At 44.3% G+C, this 25,598-nt stretch carries 18 protein-coding genes and 2 pseudogenes; 14 read left to right on the forward strand and 6 right to left on the reverse strand.

All coding sequences use genetic code 11. The features are described from left to right. Nucleotides 1-135: 135 nt before the first annotated feature. The gene (locus ISX59_RS05280; RefSeq protein ID WP_032539654.1) at nt 136-1,251 is read right to left on the reverse strand and encodes a retron St85 family RNA-directed DNA polymerase; all 1,116 of its coding nucleotides are present in this window, start codon (nt 1,249-1,251) and stop codon (nt 136-138) included. A 209-nt stretch (nt 1,252-1,460) separates the two neighbouring features. Beyond that, nucleotides 1,461-3,680, reverse strand: a complete 2,220-nt coding sequence (locus ISX59_RS05285; RefSeq protein WP_005810014.1) for a DUF5686 family protein — start codon at nt 3,678-3,680, stop codon at nt 1,461-1,463. A gap of 211 nt (nt 3,681-3,891) precedes the next feature. Here ISX59_RS05285 and ISX59_RS05290 point away from each other — a divergent pair, with 211 nt between their 5' ends. The 3 genes from ISX59_RS05290 (at nt 3,892) to ISX59_RS05300 (ending at nt 9,820) form a co-directional block, all read left to right on the forward strand. Continuing rightward, nucleotides 3,892-6,081, forward strand: coding sequence for a glutamine synthetase III (locus ISX59_RS05290; protein WP_005775778.1), 2,190 nt, complete (start codon nt 3,892-3,894; stop codon nt 6,079-6,081). 547 nt (nt 6,082-6,628) lie between these two features. After that, a complete protein-coding gene (locus ISX59_RS05295; RefSeq protein ID WP_005775777.1) occupies nt 6,629-7,330 on the forward strand; it encodes a Crp/Fnr family transcriptional regulator in 702 nt (233 codons plus the stop codon). A 45-nt stretch (nt 7,331-7,375) separates the two neighbouring features. Beyond that, nucleotides 7,376-9,820 carry a beta-N-acetylhexosaminidase gene (locus ISX59_RS05300; RefSeq protein WP_220575716.1) on the forward strand — a complete coding sequence of 815 codons (2,445 nt, stop codon included), beginning with the start codon at nt 7,376-7,378 and terminating at the stop codon, nt 9,818-9,820. Between the two features lie 335 nt (nt 9,821-10,155). On the opposite strand, the gene trxB is transcribed toward ISX59_RS05300, so the two are convergent. From trxB to ISX59_RS21360, 4 genes and pseudogenes are all read right to left on the reverse strand, one after another. Then, nucleotides 10,156-11,103 carry a thioredoxin-disulfide reductase gene (gene trxB, locus ISX59_RS05305; RefSeq protein WP_005775774.1) on the reverse strand — a complete coding sequence of 316 codons (948 nt, stop codon included), beginning with the start codon at nt 11,101-11,103 and terminating at the stop codon, nt 10,156-10,158. A gap of 56 nt (nt 11,104-11,159) precedes the next feature. After that, nucleotides 11,160-11,801, reverse strand: coding sequence for a LolA-like putative outer membrane lipoprotein chaperone (locus tag ISX59_RS05310; protein WP_032535664.1), 642 nt, complete (start codon nt 11,799-11,801; stop codon nt 11,160-11,162). A 24-nt stretch (nt 11,802-11,825) separates the two neighbouring features. After that, nucleotides 11,826-13,463 (reverse strand): annotated as a pseudogene (locus ISX59_RS05315) (DNA translocase FtsK); the annotation flags it as partial. Between the two features lie 119 nt (nt 13,464-13,582). Beyond that, nucleotides 13,583-14,315 (reverse strand): annotated as a pseudogene (locus tag ISX59_RS21360) (DNA translocase FtsK 4TM domain-containing protein); the annotation flags it as partial. 112 nt (nt 14,316-14,427) lie between these two features. On the opposite strand from ISX59_RS21360, the gene ISX59_RS05320 reads away from it, so the two are divergent. The 11 genes from ISX59_RS05320 to ISX59_RS05370 all read left to right on the forward strand — a co-directional run bounded on the left by ISX59_RS05320 (nt 14,428) and on the right by ISX59_RS05370 (nt 25,583). Next, the gene (locus ISX59_RS05320; RefSeq protein WP_005810024.1) at nt 14,428-15,063 is read left to right on the forward strand and encodes a DUF5063 domain-containing protein; all 636 of its coding nucleotides are present in this window, start codon (nt 14,428-14,430) and stop codon (nt 15,061-15,063) included. A 6-nt stretch (nt 15,064-15,069) separates the two neighbouring features. Further along, nucleotides 15,070-15,717, forward strand: coding sequence for a 3'-5' exonuclease (locus ISX59_RS05325; protein WP_005775769.1), 648 nt, complete (start codon nt 15,070-15,072; stop codon nt 15,715-15,717). A 27-nt stretch (nt 15,718-15,744) separates the two neighbouring features. Beyond that, entirely contained in the window at nt 15,745-16,923 is a 1,179-nt protein-coding gene (locus tag ISX59_RS05330) for a class I SAM-dependent rRNA methyltransferase (RefSeq protein WP_032539655.1), read from the forward strand. Between the two features lie 339 nt (nt 16,924-17,262). After that, nucleotides 17,263-18,522 carry a nucleoside permease gene (locus ISX59_RS05335; protein WP_032538140.1) on the forward strand — a complete coding sequence of 420 codons (1,260 nt, stop codon included), beginning with the start codon at nt 17,263-17,265 and terminating at the stop codon, nt 18,520-18,522. A gap of 2 nt (nt 18,523-18,524) precedes the next feature. Next, a complete protein-coding gene (locus tag ISX59_RS05340; RefSeq protein ID WP_005775764.1) occupies nt 18,525-19,094 on the forward strand; it encodes a bifunctional nuclease family protein in 570 nt (189 codons plus the stop codon). 5 nt (nt 19,095-19,099) lie between these two features. Then, nucleotides 19,100-19,789, forward strand: coding sequence for a 16S rRNA (uracil(1498)-N(3))-methyltransferase (locus ISX59_RS05345; RefSeq protein WP_005810031.1), 690 nt, complete (start codon nt 19,100-19,102; stop codon nt 19,787-19,789). 26 nt (nt 19,790-19,815) lie between these two features. After that, a complete protein-coding gene (locus ISX59_RS05350; protein ID WP_220575717.1) occupies nt 19,816-21,369 on the forward strand; it encodes a DUF4836 family protein in 1,554 nt (517 codons plus the stop codon). A gap of 10 nt (nt 21,370-21,379) precedes the next feature. Then, the gene (locus ISX59_RS05355) at nt 21,380-22,024 is read left to right on the forward strand and encodes an ATP-binding cassette domain-containing protein (RefSeq protein ID WP_032535681.1); all 645 of its coding nucleotides are present in this window, start codon (nt 21,380-21,382) and stop codon (nt 22,022-22,024) included. Further along, complete coding sequence (locus tag ISX59_RS05360; RefSeq protein WP_032539657.1) at nt 22,021-23,226, forward strand: hypothetical protein; 1,206 nt, start codon at nt 22,021-22,023, stop codon at nt 23,224-23,226. The genes ISX59_RS05355 and ISX59_RS05360 overlap by 4 nt, the downstream gene beginning before the upstream one ends. A 219-nt stretch (nt 23,227-23,445) precedes the next feature. After that, nucleotides 23,446-24,366: a tRNA (adenosine(37)-N6)-dimethylallyltransferase MiaA gene (miaA, locus tag ISX59_RS05365; protein WP_005775759.1), complete on the forward strand. Its 921-nt coding sequence runs from the start codon at nt 23,446-23,448 to the stop codon at nt 24,364-24,366. Nucleotides 24,367-24,656: 290 nt separating this feature from the next. Continuing rightward, on the forward strand, nt 24,657-25,583 hold the full coding sequence (locus tag ISX59_RS05370) for a diacylglycerol kinase family protein (protein ID WP_005810037.1): 927 nt from the start codon (nt 24,657-24,659) through the stop codon (nt 25,581-25,583). Nucleotides 25,584-25,598 lie beyond the last annotated feature (15 nt).

Genomic DNA, 25,598 nt, shown 5'->3' on the forward strand with positions numbered 1-25,598 from the left:
TTAATTGTTTAGTAATTCTTTAATTAAATAAGACATTATATTGATTATATAAATCGGGCGCAAAGATAGAACTATTTTCTTGAATTAGAAAAGAATAACAAAAAAAATATCAAAAAGAGCTACAATCGGTATGTCTCACATCAAGCTCTTTAAAGCCGCGATAGAATCGGATACATATCGGTTATCCGGTTCTATGGAACGCCAGTAACACAGATTGCCCAATAAACGCTTCAGATAAACCGGATCGGTGGAGCCAATATGCTCCTGATGACTGGCCAATCCTTTTGTCAGGACGTAATGCACATTCTTACGGATCTCCCTCTTTTTAGTTTTGGGAATTGTCATCTTCGTGCCCGAACTAACTGATACTCCGGTAATTATCTTACGTTTATGCTCAGGAAGAAAACGGGTTTTCTTCACATTCATCGTAAACCCTTCCTCCCTGATAACCTGATCAATCCGTGACAAGACTTTATCCTTCGGCAGAAAATCTCCCGAAAAGGTCAGGTCATCGGCATACCTCGTATAGACCAGCCCGTATTCATCGGCTAACGCCATCATTTTTTTATCCATCGGATAAGCAATAATATTGCTGAGAGCCGGACTTGTAGGCGCACCCTGCGGAAGGCACCTGTTACAACAGCAGAGTTCCGCCAGTACTTTCGCTATAGGACGTGAATATCCCATCTCCCTGAATGTCGCTCTCACTTTGGGCGAACGTATGGAAGGGAAAAAGTCATGAAGATCTACTTTCAATACATTTTTTCGTCCCAAATGAACCCGCGCATTATCGGATACAGATTTACCAGGACAGAATCCGGTAACAGCAGGATGCACATTGGCTAACAATAAAACTCGTTGGTAAATGGTCTGCTGCATAACTCGCAACTGACCTTGGGGAGCTGTAATGATCCGGACTCCTCCGCTTCTCTTCTTTATATAGAACTGGGTGTATTGCCTCGGAACATAATCCAGCACCTCTCTCAACGTGTCTTCTTTGACTCCAAGTAAACTGGCACACCAACTGACAGCTCCGGCATCGAACCGCTTTGAGCCGAAAGCCACGGCTTTCCTACCAAAAATATTCTTCAGGGACGAAACACTTTCCTTCTTCTCTTTAGCATAAGGATTCTCACCGGCATAGTTTCCGGCTTTCCATCTTTTATATCCTTCCTGGCCTTTACTTGAACGAATGATACTAAAAACCAGCCAACCGGTAACGACAATCACAATAGCTAAAAGTAGTTCCATCCTTATACCTTAATTAATATATAGAAGCAAGTAAAAAAGAGGATGAGAGTATTTACTTTTCTTTATTATGAGTATCTTAATAAAGAAATCCAGAAAGACCCTGAATTCACGAGGCGACTGCACCTCTTTTTTGCTAAATCTTTATCTCATCCTCTTACGGGCAAAGATAAAGGTTTTCTCCTCCCCGACAAATAATAACAAGAATAAAATTAGCGGTTGAATAACTCAAACGTAAATTTACAGCCAACCTCGGTATACCTCCAGTTCTCACTTCCTACGAAAACGCCGAAATCGAAAATGTGAGTGCCGATTCCATATCCCAGCTCAATATAAGGCTGAAGATGGGGTACCGATAATATACTTGCATACAACCGTTCGTTTTGCACATAGCGTGTATACTTGATCAGATGCTTTAGAAGTAAAAAAGGAGCTTCATAGGTGAAATGCCCCCGTATGTACTTGCGTGAAGCATTGTACCAACGTCGGTCAAGAAGCTGAAATACTCCGCCAATTTCATCATTCCAACCTTCAGGAAGATTGCTACGGGTGAAATTATTAAAGTCAACAAAATACATTTCTTTCTGGTTAGTAAACATACCGAAACCAAAACGATAATAGATATTACGCATCAGTCCCAAAGGGATATGGTGTTGCAGGTCAAACTCCAGACGTTCATATTGCCCGGTGCTGCCAAACACCCCCTTGATACCCCTCTCCCAGTCTATTGAAAAAGTGGGGTATTTAGAACGCAGGTTGATCTTACGATGGCCGTTCATATAATAGTAAAGGCAAGGGGTCCACTCCAACCGGACCCGGGGAGCAAAGCTTAAATAGGTATTCCTGATTTTTCCCTGAATATCTTCGTTGGGAAGTTCCAGGCTCTTGGTCAATGGAACCAACTTGGAGGGTTTCACGGCTTTTCGTCTATGGGTGGAAAAGCCCACACTCAATTCCAGTCCATTAATAATTTCGATACTGTGCCTGAAGTTAAAGTATAAGTCATAGAAATAATCCAGATGAATCTGGTTGAAATCGAATACACTATCCGGTATGGCCTTCAGGTCATCGAGCACATCACTGCTGTAAATCCGGTTTCCGTTACCAAAGTCCACGTGGAAGGTCCCCATTTTCTCGGGCAGATAATTAAATTCGGAATTGACAGACCAATAAAACTCCTTGCGCGTAAAGTTGTAACCCAACTTAGGCACCACACGCAACAGCCGGTCGTGCTTAAAAAGCCGGTTGTACTTAAACGATTGCCTGTAAGAAAGCCCGTTACTCCCACTGTAACTCAATAAGAAAGGATTGATTATGGGCGAGCACTTCACACTTCCCAAATTGGACAGATTCAATTTATAATCACTGATCAGCACATCTCCTACCTGTCCCCAGAACACCTGGCTCTTACTCTTTGGCTTGATATTGCGCTGAATGGTGTCTTTACGCAGCGCATCTTCCTCGTACAATTTACGCTCACTTTCCGACAAGGGAATAGGCCGTAATGTTTCAAAGTAGGCACTATCCGTATGATAAGAAGCAGTCTCACATTGCAGGTTGTAAGAGTCTGAAAGATCATATTTACTTTTTCCTTTTGTCCTTGCCCTCACTTTTTCTTTCCATTCATTCTGGTTTTCTTCAAGTACGATGTCATGGTAGTTGAGTGATGCCACATAAACCCCGTTGATACGATTACCCAAGAAATTAAACTGTCCCTCGACATTGTAGCTGACAGGCAGAAATTCATCATCTTCTCCAACTCCTCCCATCTTTATCAGACAACTGAACAGCAAAAGCTCCGACCTGCCGGAAAATCGTATCTCGCGGACACTCCATACATCACTGCTCACAATCATATACCCCCCCACCAACTGGTCGCTTTTGCTTTTGGGGATAAACCGTATCTTATACTGCCGGTTATCTGTCCCACCCATAATGGAATCAATCAGATACTTATAATACTTCCGTCCATTTTTGGCCAAGGGCGAAAGCAACCGATCATAAAGCAGCGTAGACGAATAGAGGTTGATATTGAAATACTCCAGCATACCCGGCACTCCCCGGCTATTGTGTACCGTACCTACAGAGGCTTTCACTTTTTGGTCATAAATATTAGGAGCCGTAAAATGCAGGTCACTATATGTTTCCACCATATACTGGCGCACTCCTTTCTGAAGACGGAACATGGAAGGCACATACCGGAGAATAAAATTTTTGCGTTTGATGTCCATCGTACCTTTTATATAGAGGTCGGCTCGGTAGTCGGTCACCAACTTTTCATAAAACGGGGCAAAGGTCATCACATTATTTAAAATGGAATCGGCAGAAATCGGACGTTTGGTCTGAGGATCAAGAACAACGTTAGCCACTCCCTTTTGTGAAAAAGAGAGCAAGACAAGCCCAAACACCCATATCCATATCTTGTATCTCAAATAGTAATCTCCTTTATTCAAGGCAAATATAAAAAAAATCCGATTATACGACTAATAAATTAATGATTTATACGAATCCGATCTACCTTCTTAAAACAGGGTGTCATCTTAAAAAAGAGACTAATTATAAAAAATACCCCTATAAAAATAGGGGTTATCTCAGAAAAAACACATAATTTTGCGCCCAACAACCGATAAAAAAGGCACCATTATGTCAAAAATGAGATTTTTCGCATTACAAGAGCTATCTAACAGAAAGCCCTTAGAAGTTACCACTCCCTCAAACAAACTATCCGATTATTATGCCAGCCACGTATTCGACCGCAAGAAGATGCAGGAATATCTTCCCAAGGAAGCATACAAAGCAGTGGTAGACGCTACCGAAAAAGGTACACCCATCAGCCGTGAGATGGCCGATCTGATAGCCAATGGTATGAAAAGCTGGGCTAAATCGCTCAACGTGACACACTATACACACTGGTTTCAGCCACTGACGGACGGAACTGCCGAAAAGCACGATGGCTTTATCGAGTTTGGCGAAGACGGTGAAGTCATCGAACGCTTCTCCGGAAAATTACTGATCCAGCAAGAACCGGATGCTTCTTCCTTCCCCAACGGCGGAATCCGAAATACATTCGAAGCCCGCGGATATACAGCATGGGATGTATCCTCACCGGCTTTTGTGGTAGACACCACTCTTTGTATCCCGACAATCTTTATCTCCTATACGGGCGAAGCGCTCGACTACAAAACTCCGTTACTGAAAGCATTGGCCGCCGTTGACAAAGCTGCCACCGAAGTGTGCCAGCTTTTCGACAAAAACGTAACCCGCGTATTTACCAATCTGGGTTGGGAGCAGGAATATTTCCTGGTCGACACCTCTTTATATAATGCGCGTCCTGACCTCCGACTGACCGGACGTACCCTGATGGGACACTCTTCGGCTAAGGATCAGCAATTGGAAGATCATTACTTCGGCTCCATCCCTCCACGTGTCACAGCCTTTATGAAAGAGCTTGAAATAGAATGCCACAAACTGGGCATACCGGTGAAAACCCGTCACAACGAAGTAGCTCCCAACCAGTTTGAGTTGGCCCCCATTTTCGAAAACTGCAACCTGGCAAATGACCATAACCAGCTGGTGATGGATCTGATGAAGCGCATCGCACGCAAGCATCATTTCGCCGTACTCTTCCACGAAAAGCCATACAGCGGTGTCAATGGTTCGGGTAAACATAACAACTGGTCGCTTTGTACTGACACAGGTGTCAATCTCTTTGCACCGGGCAAGAACCCAAAAGGAAACATGTTGTTCCTCACCTTTCTGGTCAACGTGCTGATGATGGTTCACAAAAATCAGGACCTGTTGCGTGCTTCGATCATGAGCGCCGGAAACAGTCACCGTTTGGGAGCCAATGAAGCCCCTCCAGCCATCTTATCCATCTTCCTGGGTTCGCAACTGTCGGCTACTCTGGACGAAATTGTCCGCCAGGTGACCAATTCCAAAATGACTCCGGAAGAGAAGACTACCCTGAAACTGGGCATCGGACGTATCCCCGAAATCTTGCTCGATACTACCGACCGTAACCGCACCTCTCCATTCGCATTCACCGGAAACCGCTTTGAGTTCCGTGCCGCAGGTTCATCGGCCAACTGTGCCGCCGCCATGATTGCCATCAACGCTGCCATGGCCAACCAGTTGAACGAATTTAAAGCATCGGTAGACAAACTGATGGAAGAAGGCATTAGCAAGGATGAAGCCATCTTCCGCATCCTGAAGGAAAATATCATCGCCTCCGAACCCATCCGTTTCGAAGGGGACGGTTATTCGGAAGAGTGGAAGCAGGAAGCTGCTCGTCGCGGACTGACAAACATCTGCCACGTACCGGAAGCCCTGATGCACTACATGGACAACCAATCGAGAGCCGTACTGATCGGTGAACGCATCTTTAACGAAACCGAACTTGCCTGCCGCCTGGAAGTGGAACTTGAAAAGTACACCATGAAAGTACAGATCGAAAGTCGTGTATTGGGTGACTTGGCCATCAACCACATTGTCCCCATTGCTGTCAGCTATCAGAACCGCTTGCTGGAAAACCTTTGCAGAATGAAAGAGATCTTCCCAGCAGAAGAATACGAAATCATGAGTGCCGACCGGAAAGAGCTTATCAAAGAAATCTCGCACCGTGTGTCTGCCATCAAGGTACTGGTACGCGACATGACAGAGGCCCGCAAAGTGGCAAACCATAAAGAGAACTTTAAGGAAAAAGCATTTGCCTACGAAGAGACCGTACGTCCCTATCTGGAAAGCATACGCGATCATATTGACCACCTGGAAATGGAAATCGACGACGAAATCTGGCCGTTACCGAAGTATAGAGAACTACTATTCACAAAGTAAGCCCTATACTTTATAGAATAGGACTCTGTCAAAAGTCTTTTCACCACAGGTTACACAGATTATCACAGATTATCAATACTGATAATCAATGACTTAAAATTCACTCTGTGTTACTCTGTGGTGAGTTTCGACACACTTTCTTTTTTTATTTATAAATGTTCCACTACAAGCACTAATTCCTTCACCTTAAAACATCCCCATGTTTTACCATAAAACATCCGGATGTTTTACACAACAACATGGGGATGTTATCATCATAAACACCCGGATGTTTTAGATATAGAGATCAAAAGGTATACAAGGAACAGCCAAAGAATGCAATACAAAAGATACAGAGTTCACAGGCTTTTAATCATTTATGAATATATCTTCAAAAATATAGTTTCACTGTGCCCTCTCTACTTCTGTAATGAAAGAAATAAACCCTGCATACATCTGTGGAATCTGCGGTATTGCAATGCCAACATGGCAAACTTTTCCCAAAACTATTCCGTTTTTCATTTTTTCTTTCTACATTTGTGCTTTATAACACAGTTTTGCAGCAGTCATGGTAAAGATGAATTTGTCAGAAATAAACGTTCCCGAACGTATTGCAGAGATGTGGGCTCCTCTAAACGCAGAGCAGAGAGAGTTCCTGGCCAATAATTTCACTCTTCAGAATTACAAAAAGAACGAAACAATCTATTGCGAAGGCGAATCGCCTGCCTATCTGATGTGTCTCCTTAGCGGAAAAGTTAAAATCTACAAAGACGGTGTAGGAGGCAGAAGTCAGATTATCCGCATGATAAAACCTACGGAATATTTCGGTTACCGGGCTTATTTTGCCAAAGAAGACTATGTGACTGCCGCTTCCGCATTCGAACCTTCAACTATCTGCCTGATTCCCATGAGTGCCATCATGACACTGCTCGGCCAAAACAACGACCTGGCCATGTTTTTCATTCGCCAGTTGTCTGTTGACCTCGGTATCGCCGACGAAAGAACTGTGAACCTGACCCAGAAACATATCCGCGGACGCCTGGCCGAATCGCTACTCTTCCTTAAAGAGAGTTACGGACTGGAGGAAGACGGCTCTACCCTGAGCATCTATCTGTCCCGTGAAGACCTGGCCAACCTGTCGAATATGACAACTTCCAATGCCATACGCACGTTGTCCAACTTCGCAACCGAACGCCTGATCACCATCGACGGAAGAAAAATCAAGATCATTGACGAAGAAAAGCTTAAGAAGATCAGCAAAATCGGTTAAGACGCTTCGTCACTATTTAATAACTTAACACATATTTATCAGACCATGAAAAAAGGAATTACTCTTCTTCTTTTGTCTCTACTTTTCATCGCCCCCGGATGTAAACAGTCAAAAGAAGCCATCGTGAACGAGTACAATATCGTTCCGTTGCCCAACCAAATGATTCCCCAACAGGGACGATTTGAAATAAGTAAAAAAGTAAGAGTCATCACTACTGCTTGCACACCGGAAGTACAGACCATTGCCGACAGCCTTATCAACCGATTGAAGTTGACGTCCGGAATCACAATGAAACAGACTTTCGAAAACATAACGGACGAGCCCGTCATCCGCTTTGTCCCCCAGGACGGAATGCCCGAAGAAGGATATAAACTCTCGGTCACACCGCAGAATATCACTCTCAGCGCCTCCACCCCCAAGGGATTTTTCTATGCATTACAGACCCTTTACCAGTTGCTTCCTCCCGCCGTATATGGCACAGAGAAAGTAAAAAACGCAGAATGGTCAGTGCCGGCTGTCGAGATAGAAGACGCCCCGCGCTTTGCATACCGCGGTATGATGCTGGACGTATGCCGCCACTTCTCTCCAGTGGAATATGTATATAAGTTCATTGACATGCTGGCCATGCATAAAATGAATACCTTCCACTGGCACCTGACCGATGATCAGGGATGGAGAATTGAAATCAAGAAATACCCGAAACTGACCGAGATAGGCTCCAAACGCAAAGAGACACTGATAGACTATTATTATGTGAACTATCCGCAAATATTCGACGGCAAAGAGCATGGCGGATACTATACACAGGAACAGATCAAGGACATTGTAGACTATGCTGCCAGTAAATTCATCACTGTAATCCCTGAGATCGAAATGCCGGGACATGCAATAGCTGCCATCGCTTCTTATCCGGAGCTTTCGTGTACACCGGACAGTACATGCGATGTGACGGGAACCTGGGGCGTATTCGAAGAGGTATTCTGCCCTTCGGATACCACTTTCGAGTTCCTTGAAGGAGTGATGGACGAAGTAATGGATCTCTTCCCAAGCAAATATATCCACATAGGCGGTGACGAATGTCCGAAAACGGCCTGGATCAAAAGTGAATATTGCCAGTCACTGATTAAACAACTGGGACTGAAAAACGATGTCACTCCCAACGTTATTGACGGGAAGAAGCATACCAAAGAAGAAAAATTACAGAGTTACTTCATTACCCGCATGGAGAAATACCTGAACAGCAAAGGACGCAACATCATCGGGTGGGACGAAATCCTGGAGGGCGGGTTGGCCCCGAATGCTACCGTCATGTCCTGGCGGGGAGTAGAAGGCGGAATGAATGCAGCCAAAGCGGGTCACAACGCTATTATGACTCCGAATCCATATGCTTATCTGGATCAATATCAGGAAGAACCGGAGATAGCCCCCGTTACTATCGGCGGATATAATACACTTAAAAAGACCTACAGTTATAACCCGGTACCGGACGATGCAGACGACCTGGTAAAAAAACACATCATCGGAGTACAAGGCAACATTTGGACCGAATACATGCCGAGCGACAATAACCGCGACTATCAAGCCTTCCCGCGCGCAATAGCTATTGCCGAAACCGGTTGGACACTGAACGCAAACAAAAACTGGAATGACTTCTGCCAGCGCATGGTTGAAGATTTCCGGCGAATGGACGTGAAGAATGTAAAAGCCTGCCGTAATTTCTTCGATGTGAACATAAATACTCATGTAGACGAGAGTGATACGCTAAAAGTGATACTGGAAAGCTTTTATCCCAATGCGGAAATTCATTATACAACAGATGGAAGTACTCCAACCGTAGAATCGGCCCTCTACAATCGCCCTTTCACCCTCTCGGGCGAAATTGAAGTGAAAGCAGCCGCTTTCAAAGACGGACAGATGCTGGGCAAGGTCACCGGAAAGAAACTGTACGGCAACCTGATCAGCGGAAAGAGCTTCACAGTCACTCCGGCCATTGGAGGTGCCAAAGGCGACATCTTTGGTGAAAATGACGTTCTCGGCACGGACATAAGTACCTTCGGGCTTACCAACGGTAAACGCGGGAACACCGCCTCTATGACTCCGTGGAGCGGATTCCGGATGGATGATAACTGCAAAGAGATGGTATTCATCGTCGAATTCGATGAGCCCACTACTGTCAGCAAAGTAGTCTTCGGTTCGCTATACAACCCTGCGTCAGTTATCCTCCCTCCGAGTGTTGCCACCATCGAAACCTCTTCCGACGGACAAAAATACAGCAAAGTCGCAGAAGCTTCCTTCAAACGCAACTATCCGGAAAGAGGCAGAAAGGCATTTACAGACACCTTAGCCTTCGAACCGAGAGAAGTAACTTATCTCAAAGTCACCCTTCAGAATGGCGGTACTTTGCGAAACGGCATCGACTTCGTAAAAGACCCGGGCAGCAAAGAGGTGGTTCAGGCAAACCTGTATCTGGACGAAATTGAAGTATACTAATTTGTTTTTCCATCGATTGACGATTACATAAAAATAAATAATCCCAATTATCTTCTTCTCAATGTAATCTGTTAATCGGTGGTGAAATGAAAACTACCGGAAAAAGAACTTCATCTATCCGGATAAGTGATAGATATAAAACAGAATCAAGCCTGAGATGACTCTGATACAACATATAGAATTGAACAAGACGAATTTGTAGGGTGCCATAGGGGCTTGATCTCGCAAAATCAATAAAGAAATAAGAAGTTATAAAAAAACTACCGGACGCAACCAGCTCTCTCTTATTAAGCATGGTTGCGTCCGGTATATTAATAAACAATATCTTACGACTATCAGATCAATCCCTTCTCCGACAGATAACGCTCAGCCTCAATGGCAGCCTTACAGCCGCTTCCTGCAGCAGTAATAGCCTGGCGATAGTGTGAATCGGCTACATCGCCAGCCGCAAACACTCCGGGAACCTTGGTACGGGGACTATCACCGTCAGTGATGATATATCCCACCTCATCGGTATCCAGGTAAGGTTTGAAAATGTCCGAATTAGGCTTATGACCGATGGCAAGGAAAAATCCGTCGATAGGCAGCGAATAACGTTCTTCATCCGGTTCTTCCCAACGTTTTACGAGATTCATACCTTCTACACCGTTATCTCCAAAGAGTCCGACTACATTATGCTCGAAAAGGACTTCAATCTTATCGTGCTTCATCACACGCTCTTGCATGATCTTTGAAGCACGAAGATAGGGCTTGCGTACAACCAAATAGACTTTAGAAGCGAGTCCGGCCAGATAGATGGCTTCTTCGCAAGCGGTATCGCCACCACCCACAACAGCAACTACCTTTTTGCGATAAAAAAATCCGTCACAAGTAGCACAAGCACTGACCCCCATACCGGCATATCTCTTTTCATCATCCAAACCTAAGTATTTGGCTGTGGCACCGGTAGCGATAATCAATGAATCGGCTTCAATTACTTTTTCACCATCAATCGTGATTTTGTAGGGAGCTTGGCCAAGGTCGGAAGCAGTAGCGATTCCAAAACGGATATCGGCACCGAATCGTTCGGCCTGTGTACGAAGATCTTCCATCAATTGCGGTCCGCTGATTCCCTGAGGATAGCCCGGGAAATTTTCTACATCGGTAGTCGTGGTCAACTGTCCACCCGGTTGTATTCCTTCGTAAAGCACCGGTGACAAATTTGCACGTCCTGCATAAATAGCGGCTGTATAGCCGGCTGGTCCTGAACCTATAATAAGGCATTTAATTCTTTCTGTTTCCATATTCCTATTTTACATTCTACGATTTATAATAAACGATCGAAGTTACTCCTCTTGACCTATCGGAGATCGATCACCTCGGCATGAGGATAGAGCTTCTTATCAAACACAAACATACTGTCGGCATATTTCAATCCTGCCTGATAGCTGGTCACCGTGATTTCGCTACGGCTCTTATCACGTTGTTCCATCAGAATGAAGAGTGGCTGGTAAGTGTCTTTACTGACATAAAGCACAATTCGTGATAAATCCCGTTTCTTGTCGGTAGCAGTCAGCACCATTTCATAAATCGATTTGCCACCAAAATTCTTCAGTGTTCCAAGCTTATAGCTGAAACCATGGCGATAAATCTGCAAAAGTGCGTACGGATTAAGACTTTGCAGTTCGACTCCGGTTGGATTGCTGATATTGACCTCGTCACTACCTGCCAGATAACTCCATTGGGTCTTGCCATCAAACCACGTGGTACCATCGTCCGTTTTCAGCACGAACTTCTCTCCCCTGAGTTCAATGACTCCGGCAGATTGTCCCGCCATCCGGCCTTTATTGAACACCGTCACGTTGAATCCCGCACGAATACCCCCTGCTTTCTCAAATGTGGCTGCCGTTTTATCAAGCACAACCTTTGCCTGCATTTGTTGTTGCGCAAACACAGGCAAAGTCAGTAAAGCTATCCAAATGCTAATTATAATCTGCTTCATTGTATACACTCATTTAACGTTTGATTATTGAATATTGTTCAAACGCATTTCAAGGTCGTTCTCGTCAACACAAAGTACGTCGCGCGCCTTGCTTCCTTGCGAAGGACCCACAATGCCAGCCTTTTCAAGCTGATCCATCAAGCGTCCGGCACGGTTATAGCCAATGGAGAATTTACGCTGTATCAACGAAGTTGACCCTTGCTGATGAATTACGATCAGGCGGGCAGCATCTTCAAACAAAGGATCGAGGCGCCCCATATCGACATCTCCCAGATCGCTTCCGCTGTCTTCGCTCACATATTCGGGCAGGAAGAAAGCGGTAGGATATCCTTGTTGGCGTGAAATATATTTGGTAATTTCTTCCACTTCCGGCGTATCGATAAAAGCACACTGCACACGCACCGGATCGGCCCCTTGCAAGAAAAGCATATCACCACGCCCAATCAGTTGATTGGCTCCCGGACGGTCAAGGATGGTACGTGAGTCCATCATGGCCGACACACGGAACGCAATACGCGCCGGGAAGTTGGCTTTGATAGTACCGGTAATGATATTTGTAGTCGGACGCTGGGTTGCAATAATCATGTGGATACCTACGGCACGTGCCAACTGCGCAATACGGGCAATCGGCAACTCGATCTCCTTGCCGGCAGTCATGATCAAGTCTCCGAACTCATCGATGACTACCACAATATAAGGCATAAATTTATGCCCTTTCTCCGGATTCAGGCGGCGGTTGATGAATTTCTCATTGTACTCTTTGATATTGCGTACATGTGCCATTTTCAACAGATCGTAACGACTGTCCATCTCTACACAGACTGAGTTGAGGGTCTGCACCACCTTGGTCACATCGGTGATGATAGCATCCTCACCATCGGGAAGCTTCGCGAGAAAATGATGCTCAATAACAGAATAAATACTGAACTCTACCTTTTTAGGATCCACCAGAACGAACTTCAGTTCGGCAGGATGCTTCTTGTAGAGCAATGAAGTGATGATGGCATTCAAACCGACAGATTTACCCTGTCCGGTAGCACCTGCCACCAGCACATGAGGCATTTTGCAAAGATCTACCATGAATACCTCGTTCGTAATGGTCTTACCAAGCGCAATGGGCAAATCGTATGTCGATTCCTGAAACTTCTTACTGCCGATGATGGACTGCCCCGAAACAATCTTAGGATTTGAATTAGGTACCTCGATACCGATTGTACCTTTTCCCGGTATAGGAGCTATAATACGGATACCCAAGGCAGAAAGGCTTAAAGCGATATCATCTTCCAACCCACGAATCTTTGAGATGCGCACTCCCTGTTCCGGAGTGATTTCGTAAAGAGTCACCGTAGGACCTACCGTAGCTTTAATCGTACTGATTTCAATACCAAAACTACGCAATGTATTAATGATACGGTCTTTATTTGCGTTCTGTTCCTCCATATTGATGGTAGGCTCACTATTTTCATAGTGCTTCATCAAATCGATAGTAGGGAAATGATAGTTTTCCAGATCCAATTTTGGATTATAGGGTTCGGTTTCCGTTCCCTGATAACTTTCGTCATCGGCAGCAGCCTCTATTTCAAACTCAGGCCCGTTATCTGCCGACTCTGCCCGAAAAGGGGGCACAGGATCAGGAGTTGTCTGTTCGAAAGTCATGGTGACATCACCATCGGTTGCCGTATTTCTGCTTTCCGTAACTATTGGAGACTCAGAAGGAGACTCGACAAGCAGATCGGATACGGTAGGAGTTTCCACCTTCTTCACCGGTACCTCCTGACGGAAAGTGCGATTAACATCGAATTCCACTTCCTGAGGTTTCGGATTATCATATTCACGGGGATCGGAATCCTGCTTCACCTCTGAATGTTCTTCTTTTTGTTTACGTTTCAGGAAACTAAGAGTGAAAAGCTTACGCAACCAGATGACTGTGCGGGCACTCATATATATAAGAAAACAAATGCCTGTCACCAAAAGAATAAGCCAAACACCGGGAATACCGACCTGCGAAATAAGCCAGTTACTGATATTATATCCATGCAATCCACCCAGATAAATGAATGAATCCTGATAATGATCCATAAAAATAAAGCCCAGGAAAACGGAAAACCAAATGAGCAACAGCGTACATCCGATGAACCACTTCCAAAGACGCACCACACGCACACGCATCAGCTTCAATCCGGCTACAGCCAGATAAACCAAAATAAAGAAAGAGGAGACACCAAAACAGTCATTGATCAGATAACTTGCCAGCTGAGCTCCCCGGGAACCTGCATAGTTTTTTACATGATTATTTACAGCAGCAAGATCCTGGGCATTCCCGCTATCAATGATACTCTGGTCGGCTGCTCCGGTGAAAAAGAAGGAGGTAAAAGCCAGCAACAGATAGACTGAAAAGATGACCAATACCAATCCGATCACAAAGTGGATTGTTTCGTTTCTGAAGAAAGCCAAGTACTTATTAGTGGAAGCCGGCTTCTGTTCTGCTTCCTTATCTGATTTCTTTTTTGCCATGTGGATGAAGAATCTTAAGCTATATGATTAATGATGCAAAAGTAGTAAAAAAAAGAATTTCATTGGACTACCCACAACTTTTTCTTACCTTTGCGTTTCAATTCAAGCTGATATGAAAAAAGAAAGCCAAGTAATATTTGATAAGAATGTGGTAGAATTCGTTACGGTAGCTGCCGAGTTCTGCGCTTTTCTGGAACGTGCCGAAGGCATGAAACGTAGTATGTTTGTTGACACCACCCTGAAAATTCTTCCTTTACTTTATCTAAAAGCGTCCATGCTTCCAAAATGCGAAATGATAGGCGACGAAGCACCGGAAACATATGTGACGGAAGAAATATACGAAGTGTTGCGCATCAACCTGGCATCCGTATTGGCGGAAAAGGACGACTATCTGGAAGTATTCCTACCCGACATGGCTTACAGCGATGAACCCATCAAAAAGAATATTTCGGAAGACCTGGCCGATATCTATCAGGATATTAAAGATTTTATCTTTGTATTTCAACTGGGATTGAACGAGACGATGAATGACTCCCTTGCCATTTGCCAGGAAAACTTCGGACTCTTGTGGGGACAAAAACTGGTAAATACCATGCGTGCCCTGCATGACGTGAAATATAGTCCGAAGGCCCGGGGAGAAGACGAAGAGGAGGATGAATACGAACCCGAAAACAATGAAGACTGTCACTGTGAAGATGACGACTGCCATTGTCACGATCATGGCTGTCATTGCCACGACGATGAATAAACGAATATGATTTTAAAAAGAACCATAAGCAAAGAAGAGGTGAAGGAGATGCCCAAAGCGGCATTCCCCGGACGGATTCATGTAATACAAACTGAAAGTGAAGCGGAAAAAGCAGTGGCTTATCTGCAATCCCAGGCAATTCTGGGCATCGACAGCGAAACCCGTCCCTCATTCACCAAAGGACATTCCCATAAAGTAGCATTGCTCCAGATTTCATCTGACGAATGTTGCTTCCTGTTCCGCCTGAACATGACCGGGCTGACCCAACCCATCATAGAGTTGCTTGAAAATCCGGAAGTGATCAAAGTAGGACTCTCGTTGAAAGACGACTTTATGATGTTGCATAAACGGGCTCCTTTCAACCAGCAGGCATGCATCGAGTTGCAAGAGTATGTCCGTCCGTTCGGCATTCAGGATAAAAGCCTGCAAAAGATATACGGTATCTTATTCAGGGAAAAAATCTCAAAATCACAACGTCTTTCCAATTGGGAAGCAGATGTACTGACGGATGCCCAAAAGCAATATGCAGCTACAGACGCATGGGCTTGCCTCAACATATACCACCTACTGCAAGACCTAAAGCGTACGGGTAATTACGAACTGGCCCCGGAAGAAGAAACCGTAGAGACGGTGAAAGCAGGTTCGGATCAATGATAAAAATAAAAACAACATAATAAATTTATGCATAAAGTATATCTTAAACCCGGCAAAGAAGACTCACTGAAACGGTTCCATCCCTGGATTTTCTCCGGGGCCATTGCTCACTTCGACGGCGAACCCGAAGAAGGAGAAGTAGTGGAAGTGTATACCTCAAAAAAAGAATTCATAGCTAAAGGGCATTTCCAAATCGGAAGCATTGCCATACGTGTTCTTTCCTTTAAACAAGAAGAGATCGACCATGACTTCTGGAAACGCAAGTTGGAAGTGGCTTATGACATGCGACGCAGCATCGGCATCGCTACCAACCCGACTAACAACACTTACCGCCTGGTACACGGAGAAGGCGATAACCTGCCAGGACTTGTTATCGATGTTTATGCCCGGACCGCCGTAATGCAGGCACACTCTGCCGGCATGCACGTAGACCGCATGGCCATTGCCGAAGCATTGTCCGAAGTAATGGGCAACCAGATTGAAAACATCTACTATAAATCGGAAACGACTTTGCCATTCAAAGCGGACCTTCTTCCGGAAAACGGTTTCCTCAAAGGAGGAAGTAACGACAACATCGCTCAGGAATATGGATTAAAGTTCCATGTAGACTGGCTGAAAGGACAAAAAACGGGATTCTTCGTAGACCAACGCGAAAACCGTGCTTTGTTGGAACGTTATGCCAAAGACCGTTCGGTATTAAACATGTTCTGCTACACCGGCGGATTCTCCTTTTACGCCATGCGTGGAGGTGCCAAACAGGTACATTCGGTAGACAGTTCTGCCAAGGCCATTGATTTGACTAATAAAAATGTAGAATTAAATTTCCCGGGTGATACCCGTCATGCGGCTTTTGCAGAAGATGCTTTCAAATATCTCGACCGCATGGGCGACCAATACGATTTGATCATTCTCGATCCGCCGGCATTCGCCAAGCACAAAGACGCATTGCGCAACGCCCTCCAAGGTTATCGCAAACTTAATGCCAAAGCATTTGAGAAAATCAAACCGGGCGGTATCCTGTTCACCTTCTCTTGTTCACAGGTGGTGACCAAAGATAATTTCCGTACTGCTGTATTCACAGCAGCAGCCATGTCCGGTAGAAGTGTACGCATACTGCATCAGTTGACTCAACCAGCAGATCATCCGGTAAATATCTATCATCCGGAAGGCGAATATCTCAAAGGATTGGTACTGTATGTCGAATAATCGCCTTAATAGCATAAAAGCAGAAGCTACAAAGTTAATATGAGTTAACAAACAGAAGATTTTCACCAAATCGTTATGTTCTATAACATAAAACCCTTTATCTTTGCAATGTGTTTTTCATGGTATTAGATTTAAGGTTAATAAAGATTGGCTGTCTGGGATAGATAGCCTTCTTTTTTTATATACCCTTTCCTTCTTTGCATTTCCAATTTTCTTTTGCTATTTTTCCCTTTCTTCCTCCCTTTTATCCCGTGCTTTTTCCACTCTGTCAACTAAAAATATTATATTTGCAGCTGATCTGCCATATATTGGCACGACGGGAAACACATCAATAAAGTTATGAATATAAAAAATCGTTTGATTATTATGAACTTCCTGCAATTCTTTGTATGGGGGTCGTGGTTAATTTCATTAGGTGGCTATATGGAAAGAGGCCTCCATTTCGAAGGTGGACAAATCGGAGCTATCTTCGCTACAATGGGAATCGCATCTATCATCATGCCGGGAATAACCGGTATTATTGCCGATAAATGGTTCAACGCCGAACGTCTTTATGGTATTTGTCATTTATTAGGAGCCGGCTGTTTGTTTTACGCATCCACCGCTACCGACTATAATCAAATGTATTGGGCCATGTTACTCAACCTGATGGTTTACATGCCTACCCTTTCCCTTGCCAATACAGTTTCATATAACGCACTTGAACAATATAAATGTGATTTAGTAAAGGATTTCCCGCCTATCCGCGTATGGGGAACCATCGGTTTCATCTGTGCCATGTGGGCAGTAGACCTTACAGGATTCAAGAACTCCAGTGCACAACTTTATGTAGGAGCAAGTTCAGCCTTACTTTTGGGGATATATTCTTTCACGCTGCCTCCCTGTCCACCGGCGAAGAATGAAAATAAAACTTTATTATCTTCTTTCGGACTTGATGCCCTCAGCCTGTTCAAAAGAAAAAAGATGGCTATTTTCTTCTTTTTCTCTATGCTATTGGGTGCGGCATTGCAAATTACAAATACCTATGGTGATGCATTCCTGGGTAGTTTCGCCAAAATACCCGAATTTGCAGATTCCTTTGGTGTCAAACACTCGGTAATTCTACTATCTATCTCACAAATGTCCGAGACCCTGTTTATCCTGGCCATCCCCTTCTTCTTGAGACACTTCGGAATCAAGCGTGTCATGCTGATCAGTATGTTCGCCTGGGTATTCCGATTCGGGCTGTTTGGATTCGGTGATCCGGGTACGGGCATCTGGATGCTGATTTTATCCATGATAGTATATGGTATGGCATTTGACTTCTTCAACATTTCCGGTTCTTTATTTGTTGAATTGGAAACAAAACCTGAGACAAGGGCCAGCGCACAAGGCTTGTTCTTCATTATGACAAACGGACTTGGAGCCGTCATCGGAGGATATGCCAGCGGTGCTGTAGTGGACGCATTCTCCGTATACGAAAACGGAATGTTGGTAAGCCGAGATTGGCCGACCATCTGGTTTATATTTGCAGCATACGCACTGGCCATCGGCATTTTATTTGCCGTTGTCTTCAGATACAAACATCAACCGGGAGAACTTAAGAAAGTGAATAATTAACAATGGATAAGAAAGTAGAACTACAGGTATTGAACATTTCTAACAGCCAGGCGCAGGTGGGTGCCTATGCAATGGTACTGGGAGAAGTAGATGGCGAACGGCAGTTACCTATCATAATAGGACCAGCCGAAGCGCAAGCCACAGCCATTTGCCTGAAAGGAATAAAAGCCCCTCGCCCGCTGACACACGATTTATTTTACTCGTGTTTGAATGTTCTGGGAGCATCTTTGCTCCGGGTACTGATTTATAAAGCAAAAGAAGGTGTCTTTTATTCGTATATCTACTTTAAAAGAGACGAAGAGATTATCCGGATAGACGCACGTACTTCGGATGCGGTAGCATTGGCCGTGAGGGCAGATTGCCCCATATTTATATATGAATCTATCCTTGAACGCGAATGCATTCGGATGACAGACGGTGCTGAACGTCCTGATTCACCAGAAGAAGATGATAACTCACGTACGGAGGCAGTCAGCATCATTTCCCTTGAAGAAGCCTTAAGCAAGGCCATTCAAGAAGAGAATTATGAACTTGCCGCCCGACTGCGTGATGAGATAAACCGACATAAATAAAAGATATGCACGTATTTTATACCCCTGATATACAAACCAATGCTGAGCTTCCGGAAGAGGAGGCGCAGCATTGCGTGCGTGTGCTCCGTCTGACAGCCGGAGACGAAATCACCCTGACCGACGGTAAAGGAAACTTCTATCGGGCAGAGATCAGTGCAGCAACCAATAAACGTTGCCTGGTGAATATTAAAGAAACTATTCATCAAGAGCCTTTATGGCAGGGCCATCTGCATATTGCCATGGCACCGACCAAGAATATGGACCGTAATGAATGGCTCGCTGAAAAAGCGACAGAAATAGGTTTCGATGAATTGACGTTTCTGAACTGCCGCTTTTCCGAACGAAAAGTGATCAAGACGGAACGTATCGAAAAGATATTGGTATCGGCCATCAAACAATCATTAAAGGCACGCTTGCCCCGGTTGAACGAAATGACTGACTTCAATTCGTTCATTGAAAAAGACTTCTCAGGACAAAAATTCATAGCCCACTGTTATGAAGGAGAGAAACCTCTCCTGAAGGATGTACTGAAAAAAGGAGAAGATACATTAGTATTGATCGGGCCGGAGGGCGACTTCAGCGAAGAGGAAGTGAAAAAAGCCATCGAAAAGGGATTCATCCCGATCAGTTTAGGCAAATCACGACTACGAACAGAAACGGCGGCATTAGTGGCTTGCCATACAATGAATATGTAATTTACAGAACTAAATATATAGTAATTATGGTAAAACGAATGATTTCCCGACTTTCGGTACTGGGAGTACTGATTGTTTTCATGGCAGCCTGCTCAAAGAAAGCGGAATATATCCATGTGATTCCTGCTGACGCTTCGGCTGTTGCCTCCGTCAATCTGAACACGCTTGCCGACAAAGCCGGCCTGAATGATAAAGAAAACGAAGGAATGAAACAAAAAATGATGGAAGCCCTGAAAAGCGGAATGAATGCGGCCGCCTTCCAGCAATTGGAAAAGATAATGAAGAATCCTTCCCAATCGGGTATCGATATCAAGGCCCCCGTCTTTGTGTTTACTTCCAAAACGTTCATTACCCCCGCTATGGTTGCCAAGGTTAGCAATATCGACGACTTGCGTGCTTCTCTTGACTTAATGGCCAAAGAGGGAATCTGCCAGCCGATAGCAGAAGAAGACGGATATAGTTTCACTACTCTGCAAAAAAACAGCCTGTTGGTTTTTAATGAAAACGCAGCAGTCTTGACAGAAGCCTACGGAACTTCACAAATGGATGTTGCCAAACAAACCATCTCTACTTTATTAAAACAGACGGAAGAGAACAGTATCATGAAGAACAGCGGTTTCAAAAAGATGCAAAATCAAAAAGGGGACATTAACTTCTTTGCTTCAATGGATGCTGTTCCTAAGATATACTCGCAACAAATCAGTATGGGGCTTTCTTCACAACTCGATCTAAGCGAAGTAATGGCCGTAGGCAATCTCAACTTTGAGAAAGGAAAGATAGCTCTGCAGATTGAAACTTATTCGGATAACGCCGAAACAGACGCACTGCTAAAGAAGCAGGCTCAAGCTGTGAAAAAGCTAAATACAACTTTCCTCCAGAATTTCCCGGAATCGACTCTTGCCTTTCTAAACATAGGAGTCAACGGGGCAGCATTCTATGACCTATTGCTCAACAACGAAGAATTCCGCAGAAACGTTTCACTTGCAAAAGCCGAGGAGGTGAAAAGTTTATTCGCATCTTTCGATGGTGATATCTCTATCGGTCTGATTAACGTAACCATGAACAGTGCACCCACTTTCGCTGCTTATGCCGACGCAAAGAACGGAAATGCCTTGAAAGCATTGTACGATAAAAAGAAAGAATTGAAATTAGGTAGAAATGAAGACATCATCCAACTGGGCGAAAATGAATACGTTTATAAGTCGAACACCAATAATGTGTTCTTTGGCATCCGTAACAAACAAATGTATGCCACCAATGACGAGCTCCTCTACAAGAATATCAGTAAGCCGGTAGACAAATCAATCAAAGATGCCGGATATGTATCGGATATGAAGGGCAAAAATGTGTTCTTTGTTATCAACATGGATGCCATTTTAGATCTTCCTGTCGTGAAAATGATAACCGGTTTCGGTGGCGAAGAATACCAGACTTACTATAAACTTGCTTCACAGATTTCTTATATTGAAGCATTCAGTGACAGCGAAGGTAAGACTGAAACAGCCATTCTCCTGAAAAACAAAGATGTCAACGCTTTAAAACAGATAGTAGACTTTGCCAAACAATTTGCCGGCATGTAACCTTCAGCGTATGAACAGCATTCACTTACAGCAAACACTTCCCCAAGTGTTTGCTGACCGTAACTCGGTCATTTCGGATGTATGGCATCAGGACCTCTTTTTCCATAAAGGAAAATCTTACCTGATCGAAGCAGCATCCGGTACCGGAAAATCATCGCTATGCAGCTATATCTATGGCTACCGAAACGACTATCAAGGAATTATCAATTTCGATGAAACCAATATAAAAGCATACTCGGTGAAGCAATGGGTTGAACTCAGGAAGCATTCACTGAGTATGCTATTTCAGGATTTGCGCATTTTCACAGAGCTGACTGCCATCGAAAATATCCGGTTAAAGAATAACCTAACCGGATATAAAACCCGGAAAGAGGTATTGGCATTGTTCGAAGCACTGGGACTTTCGGACAAGTTGAATGTAAAAGCAGGAAAACTATCTTTCGGACAACAACAAAGAGTGGCGTTCATCCGGTCACTTTGTCAACCCTTCGACTTTATTTTCCTGGATGAACCCATCAGCCATCTTGACGATGACAACGCACATATCATGGAAGAGTTAGTGACGGGAGAAGCCAAGAAACAAGGGGCGGGTATCATCGTGACGTCCATCGGAAAGCATATCGAGTTAAAGTATGACAGAATATTAAAATTATGAACAACTTAGTCTGGAAGCTGCTCCGTCAGCATATCAGCATCGGTCAGTTGACCGGTTTCTTTTTTGCCAACCTTTTCGGGATGGTCATTGTGTTGCTCAGCGCACAATTCTACAAAGATGTACTTCCCATCTTTACCGAAGGGGATAGTTTCATGAAGAAAGATTATATTATTGCTACCAAGAAAATCAGTACATTAGGGACTTTCGCAGGTAAGAATAACACCTTCTCCCCCGAAGAAATCGAGGAACTGAAACAACAGTCATTCACCCTAACAGTAGGCGCTTTCACCCCTTCGCAATTTAAAGTATCCGCCGGTCTGGGAATGCAGGAAGCAGGAGTACACCTTTCTACGGAAATGTTTTTCGAAGCCGTCCCTGACGAATTCGTAGACGTCAACCTCGACAAATGGTACTTCGATGAAAATACCCATACCCTCCCCATCATCATTCCACGCAATTATCTGAACCTGTATAACTTTGGTTTTGCCCAAAGCCGAAACCTGCCTAAACTCTCGGAAGGCCTGATGAGTCTGATCCAGATGGACATCCTGATGAAGGGGAATGGACGGGTAGAGCAATACAAGGGGAATATCGTCGGCTTTTCCAACCGGTTGAACACCATTCTGGTTCCACAATCGTTCATGGATTGGGCTAACAAGAACTTCGCACCGGATCGTCAGGCAGATCCTTCACGACTGATTGTTGAAGTAAACAACCCGGCTGACGCCTCTATCGCAAAATATTTTCAGCAGAAAGGTTATGAAACGGAAGACGGGAAACTGGATGCCGGTAAAACGACTTATTTCCTGAGACTGATTGTGGGTATCGTTCTGGCTGTGGGACTATTCATCAGCTTGCTCTCTTTCTATATATTGATGCTCAGCATTTTCTTGTTACTGCAAAAAAACACCACCAAGCTGGAAAGCCTGCTTCTGATAGGATACAGCCCTTCGAAAGTGGCACTCCCCTATCAGACCCTGACAGTAGGACTTAATATTGTAGTGATGTTATTATCCATAGGAATTGTTTCGTGGACACGTGCATCTTATCTCGAAACACTAAACTCACTTTTCCCACAGATACCCTCCGGATCACTTTGGCCCACATTCACTATCGGCATATTGCTGTTCTTACTGGTATCATTCATCAATATCATTGTTTTGAAAAAGAAGATGTTATCTATATGGATGCACAACGCATAAGAGAGATTAGGACATAAAAAAAGGAGCAACGCCTTGCTCCAACCTTTGTTAACCTTAAATCTAATACTATGAAAAACACATTGCAAAGATACGCACTCTTTGGTTATCTGCAAATAATACAAGAAAAAAAGCATGTTTTATAACACCATTTAAGAGTTTAACATCTGCTTTTCACTTCCTTTTTCATATCTTTGTCCAATCATTAATAAAGTTATGACCATGCCGGACTATGATCTGATTGCCATACTTGGCCCCACCGCTTCAGGTAAAACCCCTTTTGCTGCCGCATTAGCTGCAGACTTAGATACTGAAATCATCAGTGCCGATTCACGCCAGATTTACCGGGGAATGGACCTCGGAACAGGCAAAGATCTGGAAGATTACACCATCAACGGGCAGCAAATTCCCTATCACTTGATCGATATTGCCGACCCGGGTTATAAATACAATGTTTTTGAGTATCAACGTGATTTCCTGACAGCTTACGAGACTATTAAACAAAAAGGGCGCCTTCCCGTTCTATGTGGAGGTACGGGACTGTATCTGGAATCGGTACTGAAAGGATATCGCCTGATTCCCGTCCCCGAAAATCAAGAATTGCGCACACGTCTGGCGGAAAAATCATTGGAAGAACTGACCGGCATATTAAGCCAGTATAAGACACTTCATAACTCGACAGATGTAGATACCGTTAAACGGGCAATCCGCGCCATCGAAATTGAAGAATATTACGCAAAGACGCCGATAGAAGAAAGAGAGTTTCCACAACTGAACAGCCTGATTATCGGAGTGGACATCGACCGGGAGTTACGACGGGAAAAAATCACCCGCCGGCTGAAGCAAAGGCTGGATGACGGCATGATAGAAGAGGTACGCCGCTTATTGGCACAAGGAATCCATCCGGATGACCTGATTTATTATGGGTTGGAATACAAATACCTGACTCTGCATGTTATTGGGAAAATGACGTATAAGGAAATGTTCACGGGCTTGGAAACTGCCATTCATCAGTTTGCCAAACGGCAAATGACCTGGTTTAGGGGAATGGAGCGAAGGGGCTTTACCATTCATTGGGTAAATGCTTCACTTCCGATGGAGGAAAAGATTAACTTTGTAAAGCAGAAACTCAAAGAGTTTTAGTAACTTTGGCGAAGTTCTTAACAGCCTTTGCTTTGTTCATCAACTCGTCCCGCCTGCCTGGGCTCATTAGCCCGCGTACGCGGGCTAATGAGCCCAGGCAGGCGGGACGATGAGCCCGCGTATGCGGGACGAGCTAAAGGACGAGGGAAAAGCTAATAAATAACCAATGTCAGACGGTTAAAGTACGGTAAGTCCGTTGTTAATAAACGAATGATCTACCGCTTAAGCAAGAAACCGGTTCGCTGACAGAGAGATTGAATTAGAAGTACGAAATAATAAATGTAAAATCCATGAGCGTAGAACCTGGGAAATGGGGTGTAATCTACAATCCCAAAGCAGGCACACGAAAAGTGCAGAAACGATGGAAAGAAATTAAAGAGTACATGGACTCTAAAGGAGTGTCATACGACTATGTGCAGTCCGAAGGTTTCGGTTCAGTAGAACGACTTGCCGGAATTTTGGCCAACAATGGTTACCGAACCATCGTAGTTGTGGGGGGAGACGGTGCACTGAATGACGCCATCAACGGCATTATGAGCTCGAATGCAGAAAAAAAAGACGAAATAGCCATTGGTATCATCCCTAACGGAATTGGAAACGACTTTGCCAGATATTGGGAACTGAACCTGGAATATAAGCAGGCAGTGGACTGGATCATTAACAACCGCCGAAAGAAAATAGATGTAGGTTACTGCAATTTTTACGATGGCGAGAAGCACCGGCGACGTTATTTCCTGAATGCCGTTAACATAGGGTTAGGGGCACGTATCGTAAAAATCACCGATCAAACCAAACGTTTCTGGGGCGTAAAGTTCCTCTCCTACCTGGCAGCTCTTTTCCTGTTGATATTCGAACGTAAGCTATATCGCTCACATCTCAAGATTAACGACGAACATATACGCGGCCGGATCATGACAGTCTGTGTAGGAAGCGCTACCGGATACGGACAAACTCCAAGCGCTGTTCCTTATAATGGCTGGTTAGATGTATCAGTCATCTACCGTCCTGAGTTCCTGCAAATAATATCCGGACTTTGGATGCTTATCCAGGGACGTATCCTGAATCATAAAGTCGTGAAGTCTTATCGCACCCGGAAAGTAAAGGTATTGCGTGCACAAAATGCCGCAGTCGACCTTGACGGACGTCTCCTGCCACGTCATTTTCCCATCGAAATAGGAATTATTCCGGAAGCAACCACATTGATTATACCCAATTGATAAAATATAAATGTT

The sequence above is a fragment of the Bacteroides sp. FSHCM14E1 genome, from assembly GCF_019633785.1.
Classification (GTDB): Bacteria; Bacteroidota; Bacteroidia; order Bacteroidales; family Bacteroidaceae; genus Bacteroides; species Bacteroides hominis.